The 18,282-nt window shown below is 40.6% G+C and carries 12 protein-coding genes; 8 read left to right on the forward strand and 4 right to left on the reverse strand.

Annotated elements, in window-relative coordinates; translation table 11 throughout:
* Positions 1-6: 6 nt before the first annotated feature.
* From tssC (IYN84_RS02625) to tssA, 4 genes are read right to left on the reverse strand one after another with little or no spacing between them, the layout of a single operon-like run.
* On the reverse strand, positions 7-1,533 hold the full coding sequence (tssC, locus tag IYN84_RS02625; RefSeq protein WP_210330273.1) for a type VI secretion system contractile sheath large subunit: 1,527 nt from the start codon (positions 1,531-1,533) through the stop codon (positions 7-9).
* 55 nt (positions 1,534-1,588) lie between these two features.
* Positions 1,589-3,076: a type VI secretion system contractile sheath large subunit gene (gene tssC, locus IYN84_RS02630; protein ID WP_196137607.1), complete on the reverse strand. Its 1,488-nt coding sequence runs from the start codon at positions 3,074-3,076 to the stop codon at positions 1,589-1,591.
* The gene (gene tssB / locus IYN84_RS02635) at positions 3,076-3,600 is read right to left on the reverse strand and encodes a type VI secretion system contractile sheath small subunit (RefSeq protein WP_196137608.1); all 525 of its coding nucleotides are present in this window, start codon (positions 3,598-3,600) and stop codon (positions 3,076-3,078) included. The genes tssC (IYN84_RS02630) and tssB overlap by 1 nt, the downstream gene beginning before the upstream one ends.
* 24 nt (positions 3,601-3,624) lie before the next feature.
* Positions 3,625-4,734 (reverse strand): type VI secretion system protein TssA, encoded by a 1,110-nt coding sequence (tssA, locus tag IYN84_RS02640; RefSeq protein WP_196137609.1) that lies wholly within the window; start codon positions 4,732-4,734, stop codon positions 3,625-3,627.
* A gap of 1,018 nt (positions 4,735-5,752) precedes the next feature.
* On the opposite strand from tssA, the gene tagH reads away from it, so the two are divergent.
* The 8 genes from tagH to IYN84_RS02680 all read left to right on the forward strand — a co-directional run bounded on the left by tagH (position 5,753) and on the right by IYN84_RS02680 (position 18,273).
* The gene (gene tagH / locus IYN84_RS02645) at positions 5,753-7,330 is read left to right on the forward strand and encodes a type VI secretion system-associated FHA domain protein TagH (protein WP_196137610.1); all 1,578 of its coding nucleotides are present in this window, start codon (positions 5,753-5,755) and stop codon (positions 7,328-7,330) included.
* A gap of 19 nt (positions 7,331-7,349) precedes the next feature.
* Entirely contained in the window at positions 7,350-7,841 is a 492-nt protein-coding gene (gene tssJ, locus IYN84_RS02650) for a type VI secretion system lipoprotein TssJ (RefSeq protein WP_196137611.1), read from the forward strand.
* A 132-nt stretch (positions 7,842-7,973) separates the two neighbouring features.
* Complete coding sequence (gene tssK / locus IYN84_RS02655) at positions 7,974-9,308, forward strand: type VI secretion system baseplate subunit TssK (protein ID WP_196137612.1); 1,335 nt, start codon at positions 7,974-7,976, stop codon at positions 9,306-9,308.
* Positions 9,309-9,347: 39 nt separating this feature from the next.
* Positions 9,348-10,250, forward strand: coding sequence for a type IVB secretion system protein IcmH/DotU (icmH, locus tag IYN84_RS02660; RefSeq protein ID WP_196137613.1), 903 nt, complete (start codon positions 9,348-9,350; stop codon positions 10,248-10,250).
* A gap of 31 nt (positions 10,251-10,281) precedes the next feature.
* The gene (tssM, locus tag IYN84_RS02665; protein WP_196137614.1) at positions 10,282-13,881 is read left to right on the forward strand and encodes a type VI secretion system membrane subunit TssM; all 3,600 of its coding nucleotides are present in this window, start codon (positions 10,282-10,284) and stop codon (positions 13,879-13,881) included.
* The gene (gene tagF, locus IYN84_RS02670; RefSeq protein WP_196137615.1) at positions 13,882-14,646 is read left to right on the forward strand and encodes a type VI secretion system-associated protein TagF; all 765 of its coding nucleotides are present in this window, start codon (positions 13,882-13,884) and stop codon (positions 14,644-14,646) included.
* Positions 14,639-15,421, forward strand: a complete 783-nt coding sequence (locus tag IYN84_RS02675; protein WP_196137616.1) for a PP2C family serine/threonine-protein phosphatase — start codon at positions 14,639-14,641, stop codon at positions 15,419-15,421. Before tagF ends, IYN84_RS02675 begins: the two co-directional genes overlap by 8 nt.
* 29 nt (positions 15,422-15,450) lie before the next feature.
* Positions 15,451-18,273 (forward strand): bifunctional serine/threonine-protein kinase/formylglycine-generating enzyme family protein, encoded by a 2,823-nt coding sequence (locus IYN84_RS02680; protein ID WP_196137617.1) that lies wholly within the window; start codon positions 15,451-15,453, stop codon positions 18,271-18,273.
* The last annotated feature ends 9 nt before the right edge of the window (positions 18,274-18,282 follow it).

The following is an 18,282-nucleotide window of genomic DNA, read 5'->3' on the forward strand; positions in this document are numbered from 1 at the left end:
TCCTCATCAGGACTTTTGTATTAGCTCTGTAGTCAACTCTAGTTCAGAGATCATCTGATCTAATTGATAATGAGGACGCAGATAAATAGAGCAAAAGTACTGACCTGGTTTTTCAGGATGCTCCTTTACCTTGACGTATGCATCTCTCAACGGATATCTTGCTTGCTCTTCCCAGTCAAGGTCTTCACGGCCTGTTGTATATTTATACAACCATTCCGCCAAATATTTTTCGCAATCGAGAGCGCTCATAAAGGAACCTACCTTGTCCCGAATAATAACTTTTATATAATGTGCAATTCTTGATGCGCACAGAATATGTTGCAGCATTGCCGAAAGTTTGGCGTTAATATTGGCTTCCTCAGAGGATTGTTTGTGTGGTTTGTGAATGGATTGATTGCTAAAGAATGAAGCAAAAGGCACATCATAGCACTGACACAATGGCATAAAACCAAGATCACTTAATTCTCTTTCTTTAGTATCCGAAACAATAACTTCTGTTAAAGGTTTGCGAGCTATCATTGGTGAATCGGTTGCAAAACAATCTACCGGTAGGTTTGTAATTAATCCCCCACCTAAATGGTCTCTAGGTACACCTCTGATATGACCAAACCAGCCAACATTATTAAACTCTCTTAGTAAAAGCCCGCCGAATGCATAACATGCATTTCCCCACAATATGTTTTCATTCCCTCGACTTTTTGATTTTTCGTAGAAAAAAACACCTTTGTAACTGCCTGGTTCGGTTCGGTAAGGAAGACGCATAATCATTCTTGGCAAGGTAAGACCGACAAATCTCGAATCTAACTTCTCGCGAAGAGCCTTCCACTTGACGTATTCTTTTTGACCAAATATTGCTTCAAAATTCAATGGCTGGCCAAGAGTGGCAAAACTTTCCAGTCCAAATAGTTCGCTCGAGGCAGACGCGATAAATGGAGTGAATGCCGCTGCAGCAACTTCTGCAACTCCTTCTAATGTGGCTATATCATTATTAGGGTGGCGTTCTGATATTTTATGGCTGATCGAGTAATCTCCAATTAATACTCCATAGGGTTCTCCGCCGGGTGTACCATATTCTTCACTATAGACTTTTTGAAATAATTGGCTCTGGTCAAACTCGATGGCTCTAGACATGTCTTTTGCTACTTCTGCCCACGACATATCGAGCACTTTTATTTTAATATTCTTGGTATCACTAGTTTGGGCAACTAAATATTCTAATCCGCGCCAGGAAGCTTCTAGCTTTTGAAATTTCTCATCATGAATAATGACATTTAGCTGATCATTGATGAGGTTGTCGATTAACGATATTGACTCCTGGATTGCAAAAATAATATCTTGAGTTGTTTTAATACGATCTATTAAAGCATACTCATCTAACCAATAGCTCAAGGCTTTTAAGCAGTTATTCTCTCCAAGGAACTGTTCAACATTGATTATATACGCAGGCCTAAGATAGACCGAGTCATAGTCAATAGCATTCAGATCGGTTTTGTGATTCTTCTTGTTAAAGGTGAGAGGTTCTAAAGCTTGCACAGATGATTCCACTACAAATATTAAAGGGGAGAGCGGACTCACCCCTTAGATGTGATTACCCAGCTTTAGGAATATTAGCCACAAGTCTTAAGGAGGCAGTTAATTCCTCCATTTGTAGCCAAGGACGCAAATACGCTACCGCATTATAGACACCCGGCTGTCCAGGCACTTCTTTTACCTGTACGCTGGCGTCAGCCAATGGATATCTGGCCTTCATCTCAGGACTGGCTCCCGGAGTAGCATTAACGTATTTTTGAATCCATTGGTTCAACCAACGTTCAGCATCTTCCACTTCCATGAAAGAGCCAATCTTATCGCGAGCCATAACTTTTAAGAAATGAGCGATTCTTGATGTTGCCATGATATATGGTAGGCGAGAGGAAATTGCCGCATTAGCCGTCGCATCCGGATCATCAAAGGATTTGGGCTTTTGTGCTGTTTGAGCGCCAAAGAACACTGCATAATCAGTATTCTTATAGTGGCATAGCGGTAAAAAGCCTAGTTTTGATAGTTCTGCTTCGCGGCGATCTGTGATCCCTATTTCTGTTGGACACTTTTGATCAGCATCACCATCGTCGCTAACGAATACATGGCTTGGTAACCCTTCAACCTTACCTCCGCCTTCTGCGCCGCGAATACTTGTACACCAACCGTACTCAGAGAAAGCTTGTGTTAATGTGGAGCCCATTGTGTAAGCCGCGTTCATCCAGCAATAAGAATCGTGCTCTGCTTCCAGGTGTTGTCCTTCCGCATTCAAGTTAGCTTCTTCAAAATTAAATGCTTCAACAGGTTTGGTCGCTTGACCGTAAGGGAGGCGAGCAAGGACTCTTGGCATAGTCAGGGTAACAAAACGAGAATCTTCGCTTTCTCGGAAGCTACGCCACTTTATATACTCGGCAGAATCAAAGATTTTTTCGAGATCACGCGGCTTTGATAGTTCTGTGAAACTCTCGAAACCAAACATTTCTGGTGCTGCCGCAGAAATAAATGGGCAGAATCCAGCCGCAGCGATATTCGACATATTCGATAGTAAATCTATGTCATCAGGGTGAGAAGAAAATTCATAATCACCTATTATTGCCGCATAGGGCTCACCACCAGCAGTACCGAATTCACTTTCATAAATCTTTTTAAAGGTCTGACTTTGATCAAATTCGACCGCTTTTTCGAGATCTTTAGTCAGCTCCTTTTTGCTTATATTCAGCATTCTGATCTTTAGTCCTGAGCCCGTCTCAGAATTTGAAATCAGGTGATGTAATCCGCGCCAGGAACCCTCGATCTTTTGGAATTTTTCCTGATGCATGATGGTCGCAACTTGTTTCGACAGGGTCTCGTCAATTGCCTGAATCGCTTTGTTAATCGTAATAGTTAAGTTTTTGTCCCACTTAACCGTGCCTTCCATAACTTGTTTAGTGAGATTCTTCAGAAGGTCTTCAGTTTCGTCTCTTTGAGTTTGTTTGGTTGCACCTATGGCTTGCTCAAGGAAACTTATTTCCTGTTCCTCTGCAACCTGAACGTCTGCTTGTTCTTCAACTTTTGACATTATTCACCGTCCTTATTATCTGAATCGTTATTAATGCCCAATTCTTCGCTAAGAGATTCAAGTGCGCTTGTATTGCTTAATACTTCTTCAAGGACTGCTTCCAAATCGTCTGAACGGTCGGCCTTGGTCAACAAATCACGCAACTTATTACGAGTTTCCATGAGTTTCTTTAATGGCTCTACTTTTTCGACAATCTTTTGTGGTTCAAAATCTTCTAGTGATTTGAAGTCGAGCTCTACAGATAGCTCACTACCGTCGGCTTCTAAAGTATTTTCTACCTTTAAGCCAACTTTTGGATTGATTTTGCTCATAACTTCATTAAAGTTATCGCGATCTACCTGTGAAAACTTACGATCTTTAAGAGATTTTTTTGCTTCAGTGTTATCGCCGGAATAGTCGCCCATAACTCCCATGACGAAAGGGATCTCTTTTTCTGCTGTAGTGCCGTTAGTCTCTACATCATAGGTGATATGAACTCTAGGCTTCCTAACACGCTTTAATTTGTCGTGAATGCTGTCAGACATATTGCTTCCTCTTTAATTTCCCTGTTAATCCAGGCTGTTACTTTTAACACCAGTTAGTGATTCGTAAAATTGTCGAGAGCCGCCGTCCGGAATCAATTCATTAATCAGTTCAGTCAGCGGCATATTACCCCACTTAATAACTTTATCGATAGAATAAGAAATAGGGGAGTGAGGTTCAGTTTTTAAAAAGTAGTCAGAAATGACCCTGAGTTGTTCGAATGCATGTTCTCGATTTCTAATTGGCCCGGTTTGTTGTGGTACTGACTCTATTTCATTCGATTCCGCAACATCTCCCACTTCAGAAGGTATTTCCTGGTCTATGCTTTCCATAGGAAGCTTGTGCTGGCCCAGGTGCTTAATCGCACCAAGGCACTGTTGCAATGTTTCAGTTATATTTGAGATTGACGGCGCGACTTGCGCACCGCATTTATCATCGAGAATTCGACCGATTTCTTTATAGGTGCTGATGCAGAGTTCCAGGTCATCTCGTTGGTTTATGAAAAAGGTTTCGCTGGATGCCGTAACTGATTTTTCTATATCTGCGAGGCTGAAGCCAAGAGAATCAAATTTCTTGTTTCGTTCAGAATCGTCGACTATTTTTTGTACATCCAGAGCTTGTTGATATTGCCAGAAACCAAAAGGACCGGGTGAATCGCCCTCAGTGATAAGTACTCGACGGATAGGAGCAATTAACACTCCCTCTGCTCCCTGGCCGTTAAGTCCTGCTAGTGGAGCTACCGTAGTTTCCAGCCCATCTTCATCCGGTAGAGGATAGATATCATCCCAAAAGCTTTCTACTAGTTGCTTAAGTAATAGGAAACCATCTTTAAGGCCTGCAAATCCTTTTAGTCTTATTAGTGCTTCAATATACCAACTGGTAATCTCAAGATCTTTAGAGTGTTCGCTAAGTATTTTGGGCGCAAGCTCGAGCACGGTACGCCATAGTTCGTTGGCTTCAGCACTAAACTCAAAAAGATTTTTTCGTTCATCTGATCGGGCTGAGTTGCGAGCATCTTTGATTTTGTAGTAAAGGGAGTCTGGAGAGCTATCTTCCCGCAAATCAATCCCGGTAGGACTATCTTCCGATATTGGATGAAGTAAATTCTCAATATCAAAAACAGCTTGTGAGGTCATTCAATGTAATCCCTTAATTCATGTTCAAGTTTTGCTGGTTTTACTCTTTGTCAGGTGTTTCGATTTTTTTCAGAACAGCGCAATAAAAACTGTTCTCTTCGAACACTATAAAATTAGTGTTCTAAAGCTTCCAGTATATTGTGAATTAACCCACATAACCTATCTAGAAAATGGCGATCTGGCAGAAAATTCATTGTGAATCATTTTGCATATAAGTCAATTTCTGTAAATCACTGAAGCCAAAAATATCTCTGATCAATAATAAAAAGCAAATCAACCATCTTCGAGAAAGTGCAATATTTACATCTCAAAATGGAAAGTGTGAAATATTCAAGATGAAATTATTAGTAATAACTAAAATTTTCCCTGTAGCGAATTCCCTGTTTGAAATTTGAACTGCTGAAAAAAATATTCAAATAGGAATTTTTATTCAAATTCCACGATAGCTGTAACTACTCAAAGATTTTTGTTGAGTTAGCAATCTGAAGAGTTCAACGTGTTCAGATCAACCAGCGTGGCAAGGCTATCATGCAGATAAACTATTTTCTAGAAGCTTGTCACAAAATATTTATATAAATATATTTTAAGTGTGATGTTGGGTTTTGATATTATGCTTTTTCTGATACAAATTGATGTCTCGGAAAAATGGTAGATAAAACTCAGTATTCTCTGAGCAAAAAACATACTGCAAATCTCTAATAGTGATAAATGTTGCCAAAGTGAAAATTAATCACTAGTGGTTTATCGGACTGTCATTTAAAATTGCAACCAAAGTATACAAGATTGAGACATTTTCGCGGATTATATAGACCATTTGTTAGTTTTCATTTGCTTTTCTGTCTATGAGCAATGCTGTAGAGTAAATCAGATGTTCAGCGGTTGGATAATATTGGCTCAGAGTTAACAGAATAGAGTTCGACTGGCTTAATGATGATTCTATGGCAAAGTTTTTTACAAGGAATTTTATGTTTTTCAATAAGTGGAGTGATAAACAAGTCAGTAATAAGGATGTAGACTTATGCCTGTAGTCGTGACGATATTAGAGTTTCCCGATGGCGTCGAATTGGCCCAATCAAGTATGGTTTTTGATGAGCAGGGCGGAACGCTTGGTCGAAGTCCTGATAATACTTGGGTATTAAGTGATCCGGAACGTTTCCTTTCTGGCTGTCATAGTCAGATTGTTTCGGAGGGCAGCGATTTTTATCTCGTGGATAGAAGTACCAATGGTACTTACGTTAATAATTCGGGAGAGCCTCTGGGAAAGGGAGAAAAAATCAGGCTTACCAATGGCGATATTTTTGAAATCAGCGACTATAAGTTTCAGGTTTCAATTCCAGTTGAAAGTGACTCATCTGAAGCTTTTGTTCAAAATTTTAATGCTGGCAGTTCTGATTTGGACATAGATGATCCTTTCGCCAGTCCCGTCCCCGCTTCTAGCAGTAAGCAAGAGTATGCTTTGCCTTTGACCCAACCGGAAATCAGTCGTAGCTCAATAAGTTCGGGGGCCTCCCATTTTGATGATGGGCTAAACACTGACAACCTCACGTCGGTCTCTCTTCCAGAAGAAACCGACCCATTAGCTGCGCTAGACAATGCTTCAGAATCTTTTTCAGTGGGTCAGCAACCACTAGATAAAGAAAGAGAACAGTTTAATTTGAACTCTTATTCCGATAATGCGCAGGCTACCGAGCAGGCCGTCGACTGGCCTTCTACATCTCAGAATAATGAATTAATACCACAAGATTGGGATGACGACTTCCTTGATTCGACTAGTTCGAAGCAGGAGGAAACATCGTTTGGAAACGTAAAAGTCAGGCCATCTCAGGATTACCAAAGTTCGCAAGTGGTTGCGGTTCAAAAAACAACTGACGCAGAATCAATTAGTTTATCTGAATCCGAAGCTCGCCGTCGGGCTTTGGAAAAATCCTATAAAAACCTGAAGGCGCAGAATGCTAGTTTAAAGAAGCAGCTTGAAGTCGCGAAAAAGCGCACAGGCTCGGGTGTGGACCGGACGCTAGTTGATTGCATTGGTTTCAGTGAGCACGAACTGAGTGATGAAAAGGTCGCTGAAATAAATGAGATTTGTGGAGTTTTTATCCGCAAGGTAACTGAAGGCATGATGCAAACTCTTGCGTCGAGAAATAATGTCAAGAATACATTTAGGATGAACATGACAACCATTCAGCCTAAAGAAAATAATCCTTTAAAGTTTTCAGCTAATGTTGATGATGCTTTGGAGAATATGTTCATTAAGGAAGGTAACTCTTACAAAAAGCCAATTGAAACAGTGGAAGAGAGCTTCGAAAGTATTGCTGATCATCAAGTTGCCATACTAGCTGGCGTACGCTCGGCATTTAACGGAGTTGCTGAGAGGTTTGACCCTAAAGGACTTGAAGGAATCTTTCAAAAACAGAGCAAAAAAGGATTAATACCGAGAAACGAAAAGGCACAGTACTGGGATTCTTTTTGCCAGTATTACCAAGATTTGTTTTCTGATCTGGATACATCCTTTCAGACAGTGTTCGGTGACGAATTTACACTAGCATACGAGGCGCAGCTACAAAAGTTAGCACTCGCTCGACGAAACAAAAAGTAAAATATTAGAAGGTATTTATATGCGTAATATTTTTGATGGTCTGCTGAAAGCATTGCTTCTATCTTATTCTCTAATGATTATTTCTGGTTGCCAAACAGTTGGGCAAACATTGAATCTTGATACCGACTTGAGGTTGACAATTAATGTGGAAGCCGATGTTAATCCAGATGATGCGAAGAAGCCTTCGCCACTGTTCTTAAGATTTTATGAACTTCAATCAAACAAAGTTTTCGAAAATGCTGATTTTATAGATTTATATGAAAGAGATGGTGATGTTCTAGGCGCTGATATGGTTGCTAAGCAAGAGTTAAGGAGGTTGACTCCGGGAGAGCAAAGAGAAGAGAACTTTGTTTTAAATCCTCAAACTCAATACATAGCCCTGTATGCGGAATTCTATAATTACAATGATTCGCAATTTCGCGTTGTCTTTCCAGTAGAAGCGAATAATGTTTTTCAAGATAAAATCAAAATAAAAATTACTGGTAATAAAATGACTCTAATTGAAAAATAGCAGTGTCTTTATCTCTTGCTTTAGCAAGGATTGTATTGTTATGAGTATTTTTTGGCGCAACTTTCTCTCAATCAGAGAAATTTTGTGCATTTTGAATAAAGTCATAGGCTACTTACTTTAAGGGGAGCTTTAATGTCATTAGATAGTAAGGTTGTTTGGGGAGAAGGAATGTTTCTTAACCCACAACATTTTCAGCAGCAAGAGCGCTATTTTGAGCGATATATTGATGGTAAATGTGCTGCATATGGTGCTTATGGTTGGGGCGTTGAGTCCTTTGAAGTTGACCAGCAATTACTCAAGCTGGGAAAAATTTCAGTGGTTAATGCAAAGGGTATCTTTCCAGATGGAACTCCATTTAGTTTTCCTGATGTCGATAATTCTCCAAAAGTTCTAGAGCTACCCGAATCAACCCATAACAAAGTGATTTATCTTGCTATTCCTGTTAGAAGAGCTGGGGCTGTAGATGTTCTTGCGGATGAGGAAGCTCAAGGTCTTGCGAGGTACTACTCGGCTGAGCAGCCAGTTAGAGATGTAACGGTCGAGGGGAGTGATAGTCTGAAAGTTAATGTTGGCAAATTAAGAATCAGGCTACTGACTGAGGATGACGATATGAGCGGTTACGCTTGTGTTGGATTGCTACGAGTTGCAGAGTCGAGTGAAGACAAGAATATTAAACTGGATGAAAACTTTATTCCTACGTGCCTAAACAGTAAAGCTTCTACTAAATTGAAGAATTTTTTGTCTGAGCTAGTTGGGTTACTCCATCATCGTGCGGAAGCGATTGCAGGAAGACTTGCTGATACACGTCGCGGTGGAACAGCCGAAATAGCCGACTATATGTTGCTTCAATTGATAAATCGTTTAGAACCTTTGGCTCATCATTTACAGAGTGTCGAATCTCTTCATCCAATTGACTTGTATCGCGAGATCGTTCAGATGGTTGGTGAGTTATCCACCTTTTTTGCGAAAAATAAACGTGCACTTTCCTTACCTGCATACCGGCATCAGAATCTTCAGGATACTTTCACGCCTGTGATATCTGGTTTGCGTCAGTGCTTAAGTATGGTTTATGAACAAACCGCCACGGCTCTTGAGTTGGTTGAAAAGAAATATGGTATTCGAGTTGTTCAGATTCCAGACCGAACCATGTTGAACTCAGGAGTATTTGTTTTGGCCGCTCGAGCGGATTTACCTGATGACAGTTTACGGGGGCATCTACCACGACATATCAAAATCGCCTCGGTTGAAAGAATCAGGCAGTTGGTGAATGCAGCGTTGCCTGGAATCGCAATTAAGCCGCTTCCAGTATCTCCTCGACAGATTCCATTCCGTTCTGGATACAATTACTTTGAGCTAGAGAAAAACAGTGATTACTGGAAAGAACTCAAGAACTCTGGCGGAATCGCTATTCATATTGGTGGCGATTTTCCTGGGTTAGAGTTGGAGTTCTGGGCTATTCGTCAGTAGCAATACGCAACGAAAAAGGGTAAGAGGAGGAAGAAAGATATGAATGAATCTGGTGACAAGACGGTATTCAGGCCGAGAGGTTCCACAAATCCAGATCAAACAATTATTCGACCTACACCTGGTAGGCGAAAACCTGTTGCCTCTAGAGAGCCGGCAGTGGCGACTGCTGCACAACGAACAAATTATGCATCACATACATCACATGGTCATCCAGTTTCATTTGAGGTTGCCGCAGGCTTTCAGACTCTGATAGGTTTGAACCCCATCGTCAAAGCTGCAGCAAACCTCATCGCTGTTTTTGAGAAAACGCGAAATACTCTGAACCATCCAGATGTCCCAGGCTTATATAGTCGGCTGAGTAATGAAATAAAGACGTTTCATGCCGAAGTTCAGGCTATGGGGTACAAACCGGAAATTGCTCTAGCCGCTCGTTATATTGTTTGTTCTGCGCTTGATGAAGCTGTTTTAAATACGCCTTGGGGAACTGAGAGTCATTGGCCTCAAAAAACATTACTAAGTGTATTTCACAACGAAACTTCCGGTGGTGAGAAATTTTTCCAGATACTTGATAGATTAAAATCAAATCCCTCAGAAAATCTTGAAATGCTTGAGTTGTTTTATGTCTTTCTCAGTCTTGGTTTTGAAGGTCGATACCGGTTTGCAAATAGAGGGCGGGATGCAATTGAGCAGGTAAGAGACGAAGTTTTTGCTGTTATCAGAAACTATCGTGGCGAGTATGAAAGGTCTTTGTCAAACGAATGGCAGGGGATAGGAAGCGGAAAGAAAGGTTTGACTCAATATTTACCTATGTGGGTGGTTGCGAGTATCGTCGCAGCTTTACTTGTTGTAAGTTATTCAGGGTTTCGGTATTGGCTTTTCGAGTCATCTTCTCCAGTGGTAAAACAGTTAGATGATTTAGCGAAAACTGAGTCAAAGAAATAACAGTATTAGCGGGAAAATAATTAGTTTGCATATGAAAACGGTAATTAATTTTTTTAAAAACAGGATTGTTATTTCGCTTATTGGCTTGTTGGCGATTTGCATTTTAATCTGGTTCGTTGGTCCTTTGATTAAATTTGGAGAGTCTAATTCTGCACCCCTTGAAAGTTTGACTGCAAGGCTGGTAGCTATCATTGTGGCGTTAGTCTTATGGGGTTTAAATAATCTTCGCATTCAACTTCAGAATCGGAAAAATAATGAAGAGTTTGTGCAAGATTTGGCCGAGAATCAAAAAAAAGCCGATTCAGGCGGCAGTGAGTTATCTCAACAGGAACAGGAACAGATAAGTGCCAGATTTTCTTCTGCTTTGGAGACCCTTAAGAAAACCAGATTTAAAGGATTGAGTTCTGGAAAAGCTTTGTATGAACTGCCCTGGTATATCATTGTAGGGCCTCCCGGTTCAGGAAAAACAACTGCTTTGGTAAACTCCTCTCTGGACTTTCCTCTGGCAAATAAATTTGGAAAAAATGCCCTTCAGGGGGTTGGTGGGACTAGAAATTGTGACTGGTGGTTTACCGATGAAGCTGTGTTGGTTGATACCGCAGGAAGGTATACGACGCAGGATAGTCACAAGGTTATTGACAGTTCTGGCTGGGAGGCGTTTTTAGCATTGCTCAAAAAAAATCGCCGTCGACGCCCAATTAATGGTGCAATTGTCGCGGTTAGTCTGCAAGATTTGCTTACACAGTCCGAAGAAGAAAGAGCTAATCATGCGAAAATAATTAGGAACAGAATTAACGAATTAATGGAAAAATTGGAAATTCGCTTTCCCGTTTATTTGATGTTGACAAAAACGGATATGGTTTCCGGTTTTTCAGAGTTTTTCGAAGATTTGGGTTTGGAAGAGCGCGAGCAAGTATGGGGAATTTCGCTACCGGAGAATAACAGAAAAGATAAAGCTATCGATTTTGATGAGTTTGATGGAAAGTTAAAGTCAATGCTCCAGCGGCTGTATGAGAGAGTTCTTTGGCGCGTTCATCAGGAAAGAGATATTAACCGGCGTGGATTGATCTACGGCTTTCCACAACAAATGGACAACTTGCAGTCAATTGTTACGTCATTTTTAAGAAAGGCATTTGAATCAAATCGCTTTCAATCGCAACCCTATTTGCGAGGTGTTTACTTTACAAGCGGAACCCAGGACGGTACTCCGGTTGACAAAATGATGACATCGGTAGCATCGAGCTTTGGTTTTTCACGAGAGTCTGCACATTTACAGGCACCTCAAGGTAAGAGTTATTTTCTAGGAAATCTTTTTAGAAAAGTTATTTTTCCAGAATCAGAACTAGTTGGCTCCAATCAGAAATATGAGAAACTTCTGTTCTGGTCAAGAAAGCTCGGTTTCACTTCCATGGCTGCTGTAGCAATTTCGTTTATTCTTGTCTGGGCAGGAAGTATTACCCGGCATGAAATGCTGATGACAGAAGTACAGGAAAAGGTCGAAGAATTTAATCTCTTGGAAGCTAAACGTAATCAATGGAGTAAGGATTTAAGAGTAGTACTTCCTCAGCTTAATTCTCTGTATAGCGCAAGTCTGATTTATGACAAAGAGGAAAATCCGTGGCTTTCAGGTTTGGGGCTCTATGATGATAATGTAAATGAATCAGCTGATAGCGCTTACCAGTCAAAGTTGCGCACTATGTTTTTACCAAGAATCATTGATTATGTTGCTTCACATTTGGCAAAAGGACATCAAGGAGGAGATCTGTACAATACTTTTCGAGTGTACCTGATGTTCGATAAAGTTGAAAAGATGGAGCCTTCGATGGTTATTGACTGGTTCAAAAGTAGTCTGGATGAACGGTTACTAGGTGAAGCTTCAATTAGAAAGCAAATTATTAAACATTTAGAAAACTTGCTATCACTAAGACAACAACCTAGTCAATTAAATCCGAGATTGGTCAACAATACTCGAAATCTGTTATTACAAGTACCTGTGGGACAGAGAATTTACGCTCGTATTAGAACCAATCCGGAGTATAACCAACCCGTTAACTTGCTTAATTTATTTGGAGAGTCGGTAAGAAATTTTTACAAGATCGATCAACGTTCTAGCCAGGCACTCACGATCCCCTGGATGTTTACTGTAGAAGGTTACAAAAATATTGACTTTTCTCCTGCTTCGGATGTTATTCAAGATATCATGAATGATCGCTGGGTGCTCGCGGAGAATAAAAAAGAGAAGGTAGACTTTATTGAAGACGATTTTGACAAGATTAGCGAGCAAGTAAAAGAGCATTATATGGCTGAGTATTTGCAAACTTGGAAACAAGTTTATAACGTACTCGAAGTCGCTGATTTCGAAAATATTCGACATGCTACAGAATCCTTAGCGGTTTTAACCGATCCGGTATATTCTCCGTTGCTCGCAATTCTACAAGTTGGAAAGGAAAATACTCAGTTAACTCCGCCCGTACTTGATAACGTTCCTTTAGGAAATGGTGCGGCCACACAAGCAGTGGTTAACAAGACACGGCTCACCACCGGAGGAGTTAATACTGCTGGCAACCTTGCGGGGAGTCTGGCTTCCAAACTTGAAACTAAAGTAGATAGACAGTTTAAAAGCATAAACCTTCTTCTACGCGAGTCACCTCAGCGAATGGCTCCGATTGGACTGGCTATGCAGTCTATCCAGCAACTTCATGACTTTATGGATGCTATTCAGGTAGCTCCTGAGCCGAACAAGCAATCGTTTGAAATAGCTACTGCCCGTTATGTGAGTAATGCTCCGAATGCGATTACCAATTTGAGAACGTATGCGAAGAAAATGCCTGAGCCAATAAAGTCATGGATGAATACTATTGCGGATCAATCTTGGAAAGTGGTTCTTCAATCAGGTAGAAGCTATCTTAATTCTGAATGGAAAAGCAGAGTATACCAGCCATATTCAAGAGCGCTAGCTAATGGTTACCCGATTAATCGCAAGTCGAGAGAAGAGCTATCGGTAATTGACTTCAACGAGTTTTTCAAACCAAACGGCAGTATTGATAAGTTCTATCAGGAAATGCTTAAACCGTTTATTAATACAAAAACGTGGGAAAATAAAACAGTTGACGGACGGAGTATTGCTATTTCAAGCGCCGTACTAAGTCAACTTAGTCGAGCTCAACAAATTAAAAATGTTTTTTTTAAACTTGATCCGAGTACTCCAGCGATTTCTTTCCAGATGAAACCAGAGTCTATGAGTAAGAAAGATGCACGCTTCACTATGGAACTTGGTGGTGAGCGATTGACGTATAATCACGGCCCGAAATTCTGGAAAAATATTAAGTGGGAAGCTGAAAGTGAATTAAATCGAGTCCGTCTTGTTTTTGAGGATTTGCAAGGAGAATTTCATTCCAAGATCTATGATGGTCCATGGGCATGGTTTCGTTTACAAGATGAGGCTGCTTTGGAAGCTACTAAAACAGCAAAATTGTATAGTGTTAAATATCATGTTGCAGACTCAAATGAAAAAGATATTCCTGTTGGAAAGTCAAAACATTTTATTAGTTACCTAATTAAGGCCAAGAGTGTTGACAATCCTTTCAGCAAAAATTTGCTAGGTGCGTTCAGATGTCCGGAGTCAATCTAGATGCAAAGCTTTAATACTAGTGGTGTTTTTGGAAAGCTTCCTGCACATGGAGATTTTGTTTTTCGTAACTTACCAAATAGCTGTATAAGTGTGTGGGATGAATGGTTGCAAAGTTATATCGCCGGTTCTCAAGAGCATTTGAGAGATGGTTGGTTGGACCTCTATCTTTCCAGCCCTATCTGGCGCTTCGCGTTATCAGAAGGTGTTTTAAATGAAATGGCATGGATTGGTGTATTGATACCGAGTGTTGATCGCGTCGGGCGATATTTTCCATTGACGGTGTTAACGCAAATACCAGCAGGTGTAAGCCTATTTGAAGCAATGCTCTTGCAAAGCGACTGGTTTCAGCAAACCGAAGAGCTGATGCTTGATTCGCTGGAAGAAACTTTTGATATTGATACATTGTTCAGAGAAGTAGAGGTTTTAACGCCAGAATTTAGTGCAACCTACCTGAAAGAACAACTTTACGATAGTCAAAAGAATGCTGTAGTCAAGATGGAGTTTGAGGAACAGTCACCATCTGCTGTGTTTCCACAGCTGTTAGATGTCTTTTTGACAGCTTCACTGTCTAGTTTTAGTGTGTGGAGTACTTCAGGTTCAGACCAGGTTGAGCCATGTACAATGGTTACTCAAGGTTTGCCAAGAATCAGTAGTGTACCAGCAATGCTTGATGGTCAATGGAATGGTTGGGGATGGCAAAATGCATACCGCTTGAATGCACTGCAACCACAAGAAAGTACCGAGCTGAGAGATAGCTATGAGTGATGCCACAATAAGAAGAAAGGTTAAGTGGGATAGTGCCGCTAAAACGGATGTCGGGGTTAAGAGAAGTGTTAATGAAGATGCAATTTTGTCTCGTTCTGATTTGGGGCTTTGGGCAGTTGCAGATGGAATGGGAGGGCATGAAGTCGGCGATATTGCCAGTAACATGATTATTGAAGCCTTGAATCAATTACAAGCTCAGCCCGACCTTCAACAAATGGTTGATGCGGTCGAGGATATTTTACTTAAAACAAATCAAGAAATTCTCGATTATTCTGAGCAGAACCTGGATAACAGTACGATTGGAAGCACGATCGTTTCCCTGGTTATTAAGGGAAGAGTTGGTGTTGCTCTATGGGTTGGCGATTCAAGACTTTACCGGTTGAGGGAAGGAAAACTTCAGCGGATAACTCGTGATCATAGTCGAGTTGAAGAGCTGATTGAGCAGGGAGTTATTTTACCTGAGGAGGCTAAATCACATTCGGAATCTAATGTGATTACTCGAGCTATAGGTGTTGATGATGAGCTTTGCATAGAAGTTTGTGTGTTTGATACTTTGTTAAAAGATGTCTATTTACTTTGTAGTGACGGCCTGCATAACACTGTGGATGAGCAAGAGTTGGCACAAATTATGTCGAGCAATAATTTGCAGACTAAAGTATCCCAAATGATACAGCGTTCAATAGAGAATGGTGCTCCAGATAATGTGTCGGCAATTGTTGTAAAGGGTGAGTTTGAAAAGGTCGCCATGCGCGAATTGACCGCCGACACTTTTTAAACTGTTGAAGCATTTGAGTAGCCGAAGATATGGAACAGGAAGAAAATACCAAAGGAAGTGATTTGACTGTGGAGCGAAGCAGCGAAGATTTAACTCGAATTCAAAAAGAGGCCAATGATAGCACCGTTATTGTTGGCTCCAGAAAGTCTCCTGATGCTAAGAGTGTTCAAGGACACGTGAGTGTATCTCCAGTTTCTAAAAGCTCTCCTGGTGAAGAGACCGTTTTTCAAAAACAGCCTCGTAAAAAAGAAACAGTCAATAAAACGAGGGTCAACAAAGTAAAAGTTAACAAAAATTTACCACCTGAACTTTCTGAAAATGTTGATGGTGATCGAACTCAGTTTAAGCCAAGGCAGGAACGAACCAGAATTGCTCGACCAGTTGTCCCTCTAGAAACGGTAGAAACGCAGTCAGAATCTTTAAGAGAAGACGTAAATAGCAATACTTCAAAGAACAATGAGTTGGCAGCTTCTGGCGAGCCGGACGGAAGCATGATTCTTAAAAAGCGCTTTATTCTGGAGAAAGTACTCGGTGCGGGAGGTATGGGAGTCGTCTATAAGGCCAGGGATTTAGTAAAAGTAGAAGCTGGAGACAAAGACCCTTACGTTGCTATAAAGGTTCTGACCGAAGAGTTTAAGGAACATCCTGAAGCCTTTGTTGCGCTTCAGAGAGAATCGCGCAAGACACAGAGAATAGCGCACCCCAATATTGTAAATGTACATGATTTCGATAAAGACAAAAGTACCGTCTTTATGACAATGGAGTTTCTCGAAGGAAAACCTCTCGACCAGTTGATTCGACAATACAAATCAACGGGTTTACCAACGGATGATGCGTTAAGTATTATTGAAAGTGTTTGTCAGGCTCTCATATATGCCCACGGCCAAAAAATCATTCACTCGGATTTCAAACCCGGAAATATTTTCGTAACTGATCGCGGGGTCACAAAAGTCTTTGACTTTGGTATCGCGAGGGCTGTTGCTAAAGCTGAGCAGTATGAAGACAATCCAGAAGACAGGACCATTTTTGATGCCGGAGATCTGGGCGCATTAACGCCGGCTTACGCAAGTCTGGAAATGTTGAATGGACAAGAGCCTGATATTCGCGATGATATTTATGCTTTGGGGTGCGTCGCTTATGAACTCTTCACTGGACGACATCCGTTTAATAAAATACCAGCGGATGAAGCTCAAAAACAGAAACTAAAGCCAAAACGAATATCCAATATTTCACGAAGACAATGGAAAGCTATTCAAAAAGCTCTATCATTTCAGCGAGAAAACAGGCTTTCTTCTGCAGAAGAGTTTCTATCTTTGATGTCCAAGCAAAAGGGTGCTGCAAAGTGGCCTGTTACTTTGCTATTGCTCGGTGTAATCGCTGTTCTGGGATACTATCAGTACTATGGTGCTTCTGAGACATCATTTGATGAAACAGAAATTCGAAGTGAGTTAGAGTTTAAACTTAGATTTGAAAACTTTCAAAAGGACATAGATGTGCTTATCGCATCCCGACTGTTTACTCAAAGATGGGAGGATGAACTTTGGAAAAATGTACAAGATATTAAAGTACTCTTAAAAAGCGGCCAGCTGATCCTGGATAGTTCGAGTAATCGTGAGTTTGAACTATTAGTTGAAAACAGCACAGCCTGGTTCCAACAAACCCGTAAAAATGCTTATGAGATTTATCTTGAGCAAATTAAAAATAGTATAGAGCAAAAAGAATTTAAAACTGCATTAAATTTGATTGAAAATGCTCAACGCTACACTTTGGATTTTTCTGAACTAGAAGTACAAAAGAACAGTGTTCAAGCTTTGGTCAAAAAAGCAGAAAATGCTGCCGAAGCGGAAAAGCTTGCGAAAATGCTAGAAGAGCAAAAAAATCAGGAAAAAGCACTGGTTGCACAACAGGAAAAAAAGAAAAAACAGGTAAAGGAACAAAAATATCAAGAATTCTCAGCGGCATTAGCAAATGTTAATAGTCAGATCCGCTGTGAATCAAACCGGCTGGACATGAGAAACCTTGGAACAGCAATTGATAAACTAAAGAGTATAGATAGTCGTCAGTATAAAAAGAATGAAAGGGAGATAATAGCCTCCTTATCAGCATGTATTGCTAAAATTGGCAAGACATTTCCTGAACGAGCAAGTGAGTTCAAGGCTAGTGCACTCAAGATATTTAATAACAGCACTCAAATAGCCGCAATTCAAATTATTCCAAAAGATCCTTGCTCTCCCGCTTTAGCGGGATTAGGTGCCAGAGGAAAAAGAGCGATATGTAAAGATTCGATAAAAGGCTATGGTACTGGTCCTGACTTAGTTGTAATTCCTGCAGGAAAAGGAATAAAGTCATTTGCGATAGGAAAGTATGAAATATCTGCTGCTGATTTCAGTTTGTTTTGTAGCTCAACAAAATCTTGTTCCGATATCCCTGAACAAGACAAAAATCTACCTGTCGCTAATGTATCGATCAAGATTGTCGAGAAATATTTGCAGTGGTTGAGCGATAAGACAGGAAAGAACTATCGCTTACCAACGCTAAAAGAGTGGGAATATGCAGCTAAAAGTACGCGTGTAAAACTGGACACAAACCGCAATTGCAAACTCAATACTCGTGGAATTTCCAAAGGAGATAATTTTGTCCGTACAACTGTTGGAGCTCAAAATGCCTGGGGGTTGGTTAACTATGTTGGTAATGCAAGTGAGTGGGTTTACGCAAGTGGTAAGCAATTAATAGCCATTGGTGGTGCTTTTAATGTATCAATGGATTCCTGCGATATTTCAACAAGAAGTCGCCATTCTGGGGAAGGTGATAACTTTACCGGATTTAGAGTTGCAAGAGAAATTAACAATTAGGGTTACTAT

Origin of the sequence: Aliikangiella sp. G2MR2-5 (genome assembly GCF_015687155.1) — a bacterium.
GTDB lineage: Bacteria > Pseudomonadota > Gammaproteobacteria > Enterobacterales > Kangiellaceae > Aliikangiella.